The organism is Bacillus cereus group sp. N6, assembly GCF_016483705.1.
Taxonomy (GTDB): domain Bacteria; phylum Bacillota; class Bacilli; order Bacillales; family Bacillaceae_G; genus Bacillus_A; species Bacillus_A wiedmannii.
In genome coordinates, this window is the sequence record NZ_JAEHBI010000021.1 from 76318 (window position 1) to 86468 (window position 10151).

Genomic DNA, 10151 nt, shown 5'->3' on the forward strand with positions numbered 1-10151 from the left:
CTATGTATGCTTTGCTTATAAAAGCCCTAACCAATGTACCAATTGTGTAGAGAGGAATGTCACAACAATGGCGATAACGGTAGGGATTGCAAACGATAAGAATGTCCATTTTGCACTTTTTGTTTCTTTATATATGTTAACCAGTGTTGTTCCACATGGGAAATGAAGAAGTGAGAACAACATTGTGTTTAACGCTGTTAACCAAGTCCAGCCATTTTCTAAGAATAGATTTTTAATTTGGTTAAAATCATCTATTTCAGTTAAAGCTCCGGTTGATAAGTAAGACATTAATAAAATCGGGATAACAATTTCATTCGCTGGTAGTCCAAGAATGAACGCAGCTAAAATGAATCCATCAAGTCCTAACATTTTAGCGAATGGATCTAGGAAGTTTACAAAATACATAAGTAAGCTTGTGTCACCGATGAAAATATTAGCTAGTAACCAAGTTAATGCAGCCGCAGGGGCAGCTACAACGATAGCTCGTTTTAAAACATAAATTGATTTATCGAGTGTTGCACGTACAATTGTATTCCAAACTTTTGGCTTACGGTACGGTGGTAACTCAAGAGTGTAGTGAGTTGGCACACCTTTTAAAGCTGTTTTTGATAGTACCCAAGAAACAGTTAATGTCATAATAACACCAATTACAACCATTCCAACTACAACGCCAGCAGTAACTAATGTTTGCATACTACCTGTATAACCAGCAGCCATAAATAATGAAGCCATTAAAATTAACATAGGCCAGCGACCGTTACAAGGAACGAAGTTGTTTGTTAAGATTGCAAGCATACGTTCACGTGGTGATTCAATAATACGCGTTGACATAATAGCGGCTGCATTACAACCAAATCCCATTGCCATTGTTAAAGATTGTTTGCCATGTGCACCGGAATGTTTAAATAAGCGATCCATATTAAAAGCGACACGTGGTAAATATCCGTAGTTTTCTAATAGTGCGAACATAGGGAAAAAGATTGCCATAGGTGGCAACATAACGCTAATAACAGCACCGATACCACGGAATAAACCAAGTATTAAAATGCCATGTAGCCATTCGGGTGCATGTGCTGCCTGGAACCAAGATGTTAAATATCCTTCGGCCCATCCGAAAAACTCAGCAATCATATCAGATGGTACGTTAGCACCTGCAATTGTAAGATAAAAAATAATAGATAAAATACCGAGCATAATTGGAAATCCCCAGATTGGAGATGTGAAAATTTTATCTAGTTTTTCAGAACGATACAATTTATCAGTATTTGTATATTGAACAGACTCTTTACATATGCTTGCAGATGTTCGATAAATATCTCCGACAATATCATCTCGTATATCTTCTTTTGAGAGTGCTTGTGCATGTTGAATAATATAGTCTAATGGAAGAGCTTTACTGGCTGAGTGAGATTCCATTCATTACGACCTCCCTTACAAGTGGTTCATTATGGTGTTTTTGAAGTGTAGTTAAGAAATTTTTATCTCCATCTAATATACGTAACGCAATCCAACGTGCTGGATACGTATCACCGAACACTTTATAAATTTGTGGTTCTAATTCCTGAATCATATTTTCGATTTTTTCACTGTAAGAAATTTTAATTGGTGTTGGAATTAATTTTTTATTTGCTACTTTAGCGATAACACTTAGCAAATGCCCAATACCTACTCGGTTACGAGCAGAAATCTTAACTACAGGTACACCGAGCGATTTTGCTAATTTCTTTTCATCAATAACGATGCCTTTTTTCTCCGCTTCATCAATTAAATTAATACAAATGACTACATTGCTTGTCATTTCCATCACTTGGAGGGCTAAATTTAAATTTCTTTCCATTGCAGTTGCATCTATAACAACTACAGTTACTTCTGGTTTTTCAAATATAATATAATCTCTTGCTACTTCTTCATCCGCAGAATTTGAATATAGTGAGTAAGTTCCAGGTAAATCTATTAATGTATATTTACTTCCGTTATGTTCATATTCCCCTTCAGCTTTTAAAACAGTTTTTCCCGTCCAGTTTCCAGTGTGTTGTTTTAAGCCTGTTAAAGTGTTAAATAATGTACTTTTCCCGGTGTTCGGGTTGCCAGCTAAAGCAATACGATGTTTGCTCATCTGAAATCATCTCCTATTAATACCCCGAAAATAAGGGAACTTTCTTCCTTACGTAGTGCGATAGTTGTATTGCTTACTTGATAAGCGACCGGATCTCCAAGCGGACTGCGCTGTAATACTTTAATTGTTGCCCCAGGGATAAATCCTAAGTCTAATAAACGTCGTTTCATAGTTCCTTCTAATTGTATCTTCTCAATTTGTACAAACTCTCCTGTCTTAAACTCGGAAAGTGGTTTTGTATTAGCCGATACCATAAAAGTTACCTCATCTCTATATTGTTTGTTTAAGTTTAAAAAGTTTCCTTAGGTAAACTTTTTGTTAATAATATAGTAGACTACATTGGATGATGCTGTCAATTGGTACTTTAAAAATATTCATTTATTTTTAGAATTGTTCCAATTTATTTAGTTGTACTAAAAAATATTACTGAAATTCTGTTGAATGTAAATAAAGTAAGAGTGTAAAAGTTAAAAGATACAATGTATTTGTAAATGTATTTTTAATTAAAAGGGGAAAAGAGCGAAAAACATTTACATTGAATTTACATTGTTAAGAATAAATTTACATTACTGCTTAATTAGTGTGGATTTTGTTGGGTTCTTTAACTATAAATGTTGGGATTCCTAGCTTTTAAGGGCTATTATCGTCATTTACTTAAAATTAAAAATTGCTTAACACTCACATAATATTGTTGTCCTACAATGAATTTGTGTTCGAAAGAAAATGAATTCGAAAAGTGAGAATCCAAATGGGGGTACAAGACATGGTTATGAAAAAAGGTATTAAATTTTCTTTAGCGGCTTTAGTGGTAGCAGGAGCGTTAGTTGGATGTGGGAAAGCAGATGATACAGCTAGTAAAGAAACTGCTAAAGGAAGCGATAATACAAAACAAGAATTATCAGGTACGATTGCAGCAGCTGGTTCTACAGCTCTTCTACCTCTTGCGGAGGAAGCTGGAAAGAAATTCATGGAGAAAAATTCAAAAGTTTCTATTCAAGTGCAAGGCGGCGGTAGTGGAACTGGGATTAACCAAGTAGCATCGGGTGCAGTACAAATTGGTAATTCAGATGTTCCATCAGGGGATAAAATAAAAGATGCTGAAAAAGCGAAAGAATTAGTAGATAACAAGGTTGCGGGTATTGCATTCGCGCTTGTCGTAAATAAAGATGTAAAAGTTGATAACTTAACAGTGCAACAAGTACAAGATATCTTCACTGGGAAAGTAACAAACTGGAAAGAGGTAGGCGGGAAAGATGAAAAAATCAACGTAATTAACCGTCCAGCTTCATCTGGTACACGTGCTACATTTGAAAAGACAGTTATGAAAGAAGCGAAAATTAACGATGGAACTGGTACAACACAAGATTCTAACGGTGCAGTAGAGCAAGCGATCAATTCTACTCCAGGTTCAGTAAGTTATTTAGCAATGTCTTACATGGTTGGCGATAAAAAAGGTGCGCTACAAACAGTGAAAATTGATGGTTCTGAACCAAAAGTTGAAAACATTTCGTCTGGTAAATATCCATTCTGGTCTTACGAGTACATGGTAACAAAAGGTGAAGCGAAAGAAGCAACGAAAGCTTACATTGATTATGTAAAAGGCAAAGACTTTGAAAAGCAAGTAGAAGATATGGGTTACATCCCAATGTCTAAATTAAATAAGTAATAAATTTTTATGGGGCTGGCTGCAAGGCCAGTCCTGTTCATTTCAATCTATGAAGTGGGGTCTGACCTGTGATGAAGGGGAAAAAACAAATTAATTACGTAAAAAGTGAATATATAGGAAGATCGCTTGTTACGTTTTGTGGTATTTTTATTGTTTTAATTACATTAGCTATTATTGCTTTTATTTGCGGTAAAGGTATTCAATCTTTTACACAAAGTGGTATCTCATTTACTGAGATGTTAACATCGACAAAATGGAATCCAAATGCTGACGAAGGAACCTTCGGGGCTTTGATTTTTATTGTAGGTTCAACGGTGGTTTCGTTAGGTGCGGTTATTATTAGTGCGCCAATTGCTATAGCTCTTGCTATATTCATGAATTTAATTTCGCCAAAGTTTGGAAATAAAGTATTGAAGCCCGTTTTAGAATTATTAGTTGGTATTCCTTCGGTTGTATACGGATTATTAGGGGTTACGATTTTAGTGCCACTATTACGTGATTCGTTCGGGGGAGTGGGATTTAGTCTAATTGCGGGTATTGTTGTATTAAGTATTATGATTTTACCTACTATTGCTAGTATCGCTTCTGATGCAATACGCTCTGTTCCATTTGATTATTTAGAAGCTTCTTATGGTCTAGGATCGACGAAATGGCAAGCGGTTAGCCGAGTGATTGTTCCTGCTGCGAAAAAAGGGATTTTAACAGGTGTTGTTTTAGGTTTAGCGCGTGCTTTTGGTGAAGCATTAGCGGTTCAAATGGTAATCGGGAACACAATTAAATTACCAGAAGGAATATATAGCCCGACAGCGACGTTAACTGGTATTTTGACAATGGACATGACAAATACATTAAACGGAACTGCTTGGAATAATGCGCTATGGACTTTAGCGATGATTTTACTTGTTATTTCATTCCTGTTTATTTTAGTAATTCGAGCGATTGGGCAAAGAGGTGAGCGATAATAATGAATGCAAGAACGGTAAATAAAATTTGGACAGGTATCTTTTATGCAGTTGCAGCTTTAGTTGTAGCTCTGCTAGTATTCTTAGTGTTTGAAATTCTGCAAAAGGGATGGGGATTTTGGGATCCTGATTTCTTGTTTGGAGAACCAAGTAATACAAGAGCTGGTGGTGGGATTGGTCCACAGTTATTCAATTCCTTCTACATGCTTGTTATAACGCTTGTTATATCTATTCCTCTTGGGTTAGGGGCTGGAATATATTTAGCAGAGTACGCAAAACAAGGGCGCTTTTTAAATTTTGTTCGTTTATGTATTGAGACAATGGCGTCGTTACCTTCGATTGTTGTTGGTTTATTCGGTTTGTTAGTGTTCGTTACCATGACAGGTTGGGGATACACAGTAATGGGCGGTGCTCTTGCTTTAACTATTTTAAACTTACCAGGTTTAACACGTGTTTGTGAAAATGCGATTTCAGAAGTGCCTCATAATGTAAAAGAGGCAAGTCTTGGATTAGGTGCAACGAAATGGCAAACAATTGCTCGTATCATTATTCCGTCGTCATTACCGCAAATTATTACAGGTATTATTTTAGCGGCAGGTCGTATATTTGGTGAAGCGGCAGCGTTAATTTACACAGCGGGTTTAACATCCCCGATTTTAAATTCAGCAGCGGACTTCTCAAGTCCTGCCCATCCTCTAAATCCATTTAGACCAGCTGAAACGTTAGCGGTTCACATTTGGAAGTTAAATTCTGAAGGAGTTATTCCGGATGCAAAGTTGATTGCGACAAAATCTGCAGCTGTATTAATTATTATGGTATTACTATTCAATGTTATTTCGCGCTTGGTAGCATCTATATTGCATAAGCGTTTTACAGGAACGAAAAGAAAAAGTAAAACGACGAAGAAGGTAAAAGCAGCATAAAATACAAAAAGAACTCTCTACTTATAAGTAGAGAGTTCTTTTTGTATTTTAATATAGAAGGAATGGATGTAATGATTGTTGAATTTGTAATTGATTATATAGATGAATAGGTACAGATGAGAGGAGAAGTTAATTTGTTTTTTCTACAAATGTCAGGTTTTCCTGGATCGGGAAAATCGACAGTTTCTAAGTATATAGCGAAGTTAACAGGTGCTGTAATTGTAGATCATGACGTTTTGAAATCGGCATTGTTACAATCATTAGAAATGAAAGGGGTTGAATCGACAATTGTTGGAGGAGTATCATACGATATTGAATGGGCATTGATTGATTCTTATTTAGAACAAGGGCATAGTGTTATATTGGATAGTCCGTGTCTATATGAAGGGATGGTTGAAAAAGGAATAAAATTGTCTAATAAACATGGTGTAAAATATAAATATATCGAATGTTACCTTAATGATATGGAAGAGATTAATCATAGGCTGCAAACACGTAAACGTATGGCCAGTCAGATTGGAAAAGTGGATTCGGAAGTAGCTTTTAAAAAGTGGTTAGATGGTAGTAAGAGACCTTCGAATGCTGAATATCTTATTGTAGATTCTGATAAACCTCTAGAGCGATATGCTCAAAAAATGATGGATTATATGAGTAGGTAGAGAAAAGCGTTATCTTCATTCATGAAGATAACGCTTTTCTTTTAAATATCAGGTGTTTCTGTGTAAGTGCTTATTTTTCTACGAGAGCGTCTTTTTCTCCCGATTTTATCTAATAGTTCATACATAACTGGAACGACTACTAATGTAAGAACGGTTGAGACTGCTAAACCACCGATGACAACGACGGCAAGACTTTTTGATACCATGCTTCCTGCTTGCGATTGACCAAATAGGAGAGGGAGCATAGCGACGATTGTTGTTATAGCTGTCATAATGATTGGACGTAATCTAGTGGATCCCGCTTCTAGTAAGGCATCTCTTGTTTCCATTCCGTGTTCCCGATTTTGTTGCACTCTTTCTATTAATACAATCGCGTTTGTAACGACAATCCCGATTAACATTAATGCGCCGATCAAGGAATTTACATCAACGGGTGTTCCTGAAATGATTAATCCTAAAATACCGCCAACAGCAGCTAATGGTAAGGAGAACAAAATTGCAAAAGGAGCGCGCGCCTGTCCGAAGGTGATAACCATAATTAAATATACAATCCCGATTGCAATCCCCATAATTTTGAATAAATCTGTGAAGTTCTCTTGCATAGATTCAGTTGCACCTGCAATAGTTACTTTTGCGCCGCTAGGTAAGTCTAAGTTAGCTATCGTTTCGTTTACTTCTGCGCTTATTTTACTTAAATCTTCATTTGAGGCCTCGGCAGTAATTTGAATCGTTTCTTTTCCGTCTTTATGGAAGACTTCTGTTTGAAGTTTCTTTTCTGAAATAGTTGCAATGTCTTTTAAAGGAATTGGTCCATTGATAGGTGATAGTATGTTTGTGTTTAAAATGTCTTCTTGTTTAGTGATGTTTTCTTTTTTGTGTTCTATTATAATAGTTGTTTTTTCATTATTGATTGAAACTTCACCAATAGGTGATTTCTTCATAAGGAATGCTACTTGTTGTGCTGCTAATTCTGGTGTTAAGCCTAGTTGTTCGGCCTTTGTTTGATCAACATGGATTTGCCATTCTTTCTTAGAGTCTTCTAAATTTGTTTTTACTTTAGAGAGAGCAGCCATATCTTTTAGTTTTGTTTCGACGATAGTAGCAGCCTCTTTTAAATTCGTTTCGTTAGTTGCTGTTACGTTAAATTGCAAATTGTTGCCACCACCAGAGCTTGAATAACTCGTTTTTATATAATCTAGTTCAGCAGGCTCAAAAGCTTTATGTTCTTTCTTTAACTCTTTAATATATTGATCAATATCAGAGCCTTTTTTGAAGACTACAAATATACTGGCAAGATTATTTTTTGTCGTTTGCCCCCATTGTGCATCTTCTGCGCTAGATCCCATTCGTAAAATAACATCTGTTACATCCGAATTAGAAAGTAATTTCTTTTCGAAATCGAAGGCTTTTTGTTTTTGTGTTTCAGGAGCGTAATCAGCTGGGAAAGTCATATTAATAGATAACATTGTGTCGTCTTCAGATTTTATGTTCGCTTTCGGTAGTAATACATAGGCTGCAATCGATCCTGCGAATAATAAAAAAGCAGTAAGTAAAATAATGAATTTATGCGAAAGAGCCCACTTTAATGTAGCAACATATCGTGGTGAAGAACTTGGCTTTTTGTGCTTTGTTTTTTTGAGTAGTAAAAAAGCCATAAGTGGAACAACTGTTAGTGCAACGATTAAGGATGATAGTATAGAATATACAACTGCTAATACCATAGGTAACATTAATTTTCCGATTACTCCTGATACGAGGCCGATAGGTAAGAAAACAGCGACTGTTGTTAAAGTAGAAGAAGTAATTGCGACGGCGACCTCTTTCGTTGCATCGAGAATAATATCTTTAGAGAAAGATTCTTTTTGTAAACGACGGAAAATATTCTCGATGACAACGATACTATCATCAACGAGACGTCCAACTGCAACTGCTAAACCACCGAGCGTTAAGGTGTTAAGTGTGATGTTAGATTGGTGTAGTAAAAAGAGTGTTAATAAAATAGATAATGGAATACTGACAACGGCGATGAGTGTCGTTCGGAAGTTACGCAAAAAGATTAAGATAATTAGAGTTGCAGCAATTGCTCCAAGAATTACTTCTTTGCCCATACTAGTAACAGCATTTTCAACTTGCTCATGAGTTGAGGCTAAAAGTTTAATAGAAAACTGATCTTTATATTGTTTACTTATATCTTTGATTTTCTTATCGATTTCCTTTCCGATTGCAACTGCATTTTTACTTGGCTCTTTCATGATGATTAATCCGGTTCCTTCTTCTCCGTTTATATGCGAGATTGTATCGTAGTGTTGTTTAAGTTCGATTTGAGCAACATCTTGCAATTTTACTTGAGGTGCAACGGTTATGTTTTTAATATCATCTACATTTTTTATATCCCCAATGACACGAAGGTTATATTCTTCTTTATTAACGGTAATTGCTCCAGCTGGAGTAGAAGTTTCTTTTCCTTGTAAAACTTTTAATATTTGTTCTGTTGTTACGTTTTTATCTTTTAATTGGTTTGGGTCTAGTATGATAGATAATTCAGAGGCTGATTTTCCGAAAAACATAACGTTGGCAACACCATCAATGCTTTCGAGTTGTGGTACGATTTCTTTTTCGATTTGTTTTTCATCTGCTTTTGAAAATCCGTTTTGCTTCTGGATAGCAATTTGAGCGAGTGGAATCATAGAAGTATTTAATTGGCTAACTATGGGTTTAGTTGCATCCTTAGGTAATTTAATTGTGTTAATGGCCTTTTCAACTTCGCGTGCTGCGTCTTTCATGTTTGCTTTGGATGTATACGCGATATCGATACGTGATAACCCCTCGTGCGTAGAAGAGGTGATGCTGTCGATGTGTTCTAAATTGCGAAATTGTTTTTCGAGGGGATCAGTTACTTCTTTTGTCATCGCTTCAGCGTCGAGTCCTTGAGATAAGGTTGTGACAGTGACTGCTGGATTATCGATGCTTGGTAAAAATTCCATAGGTAATTTAGATCCGGAATAAACGCCAAGTACGGAAATGAGAAAAACCATGATGATAACAGCGGCGCGGTTTTTTAATGAAAACTTTGTTAACCTATCCATAAAGTAATTCCTCCATTGGTTTATTTATAGTTGAGTACGTCCTTCCTTACTATATAACAAAAAATGGATATTTTTCATTAATTAAATGTAAAAAAATTCTAACAATAATCTTAAGTTAATGTTTTTGTTGGAATTTCGTTATTTATTCCGCTATTCGCCGAGCGATAAGACTATTACCTAATCGAGCTGTCTGTAAACAACCGATTCGTTCAATTAATAGTTTGTGTGGAGGAACAAAACTAAAAATCGGCATGTTTGCTTTATGTAGGAAGTGGTGAATCTGTTTTTTTAGTTTGGATTGATTTGTTTTTTATATTGTTAGTCTATAGAGAAGTAAATGATCAGGGCTTTAATATAGAAGAGAATGAAAATCTAGGAAGGGGTTATGAAATACAGTTTGGTTAACTAGAGTGTATTGGTATACAATTTAAATAGCTGTTTTCCATAGATGGGAGGAGGTGTCTCTATATAGAAGAAAGTAGGATGGATATTTTTTTGTGTTTTTTTTAAAAAACACTTGTTATTTAAAAATCATGATGGTATATTAATAAACGTCGCTGACGCGGAAACGCAGAAAACGACAAAAAAGAAATTTTAAAACGTAGTTGACATCGAAAAATGAAGATGTTAATATGATGAAGTCGCTTCTGAAGTGGCAGACAAGTTCTTTGAAAACTGAACGAAACAAACAACGTGAAACGTCAATTTTTATTTTTAGATGCTAGACAAACTAACTTTA

General features: G+C 35.6%; 8 protein-coding genes. 4 read left to right on the forward strand and 4 right to left on the reverse strand.

All coding sequences use genetic code 11. The features are described 5' to 3' along the window. Positions 1–15: 15 nt before the first annotated feature. Genes JDS99_RS16305 through JDS99_RS16315 form a run of 3 tightly spaced genes read right to left on the reverse strand, consistent with a single transcriptional unit; the run spans position 16 to position 2370 of the window. Complete coding sequence (locus JDS99_RS16305) at positions 16–1416, reverse strand: ferrous iron transporter B (protein ID WP_199695362.1); 1401 nt, start codon at positions 1414–1416, stop codon at positions 16–18. Beyond that, positions 1394–2116, reverse strand: a complete 723-nt coding sequence (locus JDS99_RS16310) for a FeoB small GTPase domain-containing protein (RefSeq protein ID WP_046953769.1) — start codon at positions 2114–2116, stop codon at positions 1394–1396. The genes JDS99_RS16305 and JDS99_RS16310 overlap by 23 nt, the downstream gene beginning before the upstream one ends. Beyond that, complete coding sequence (locus tag JDS99_RS16315; RefSeq protein ID WP_000252989.1) at positions 2113–2370, reverse strand: FeoA family protein; 258 nt, start codon at positions 2368–2370, stop codon at positions 2113–2115. The genes JDS99_RS16310 and JDS99_RS16315 overlap by 4 nt, the downstream gene beginning before the upstream one ends. Before the next feature lie 509 nt (positions 2371–2879). On the opposite strand from JDS99_RS16315, the gene JDS99_RS16320 reads away from it, so the two are divergent. The 4 genes from JDS99_RS16320 (at position 2880) to JDS99_RS16335 (ending at position 6326) form a co-directional block, all read left to right on the forward strand. Continuing rightward, a complete protein-coding gene (locus JDS99_RS16320) occupies positions 2880–3782 on the forward strand; it encodes a phosphate ABC transporter substrate-binding protein PstS family protein (RefSeq protein ID WP_000245097.1) in 903 nt (300 codons plus the stop codon). A gap of 71 nt (positions 3783–3853) precedes the next feature. Then, positions 3854–4744 carry a phosphate ABC transporter permease subunit PstC gene (gene pstC, locus JDS99_RS16325; RefSeq protein WP_000676675.1) on the forward strand — a complete coding sequence of 297 codons (891 nt, stop codon included), beginning with the start codon at positions 3854–3856 and terminating at the stop codon, positions 4742–4744. Between the two features lie 2 nt (positions 4745–4746). Next, positions 4747–5667 (forward strand): phosphate ABC transporter permease PstA, encoded by a 921-nt coding sequence (gene pstA, locus JDS99_RS16330; RefSeq protein WP_048562942.1) that lies wholly within the window; start codon positions 4747–4749, stop codon positions 5665–5667. A 134-nt stretch (positions 5668–5801) separates the two neighbouring features. After that, positions 5802–6326, forward strand: a complete 525-nt coding sequence (locus JDS99_RS16335; protein WP_199695363.1) for a P-loop nucleotide/nucleoside kinase family protein — start codon at positions 5802–5804, stop codon at positions 6324–6326. Positions 6327–6367: 41 nt separating this feature from the next. Here the strand turns inward: JDS99_RS16335 and JDS99_RS16340 are convergent, their stop codons facing one another. Then, complete coding sequence (locus tag JDS99_RS16340) at positions 6368–9412, reverse strand: efflux RND transporter permease subunit (protein ID WP_199695364.1); 3045 nt, start codon at positions 9410–9412, stop codon at positions 6368–6370. Positions 9413–10151 lie beyond the last annotated feature (739 nt).

What these genes read in the sequence shown, in the direction of transcription:
- pstC (WP_000676675.1), top strand. Translation starts at nt 3,854, where the DNA reads ATGAAGGGGAAAAAACAAATTAATTACGTAAAAAGTGAATATATAGGA.
- JDS99_RS16305 (WP_199695362.1), bottom strand. Translation starts at nt 1,416, where the DNA reads ATGGAATCTCACTCAGCCAGTAAAGCTCTTCCATTAGACTATATTATT.
- JDS99_RS16320 (WP_000245097.1), top strand. Translation starts at nt 2,880, where the DNA reads ATGGTTATGAAAAAAGGTATTAAATTTTCTTTAGCGGCTTTAGTGGTA.
- JDS99_RS16315 (WP_000252989.1), bottom strand. Translation starts at nt 2,370, where the DNA reads ATGGTATCGGCTAATACAAAACCACTTTCCGAGTTTAAGACAGGAGAG.
- JDS99_RS16310 (WP_046953769.1), bottom strand. Translation starts at nt 2,116, where the DNA reads ATGAGCAAACATCGTATTGCTTTAGCTGGCAACCCGAACACCGGGAAA.
- JDS99_RS16340 (WP_199695364.1), bottom strand. Translation starts at nt 9,412, where the DNA reads ATGGATAGGTTAACAAAGTTTTCATTAAAAAACCGCGCCGCTGTTATC.
- pstA (WP_048562942.1), top strand. Translation starts at nt 4,747, where the DNA reads ATGAATGCAAGAACGGTAAATAAAATTTGGACAGGTATCTTTTATGCA.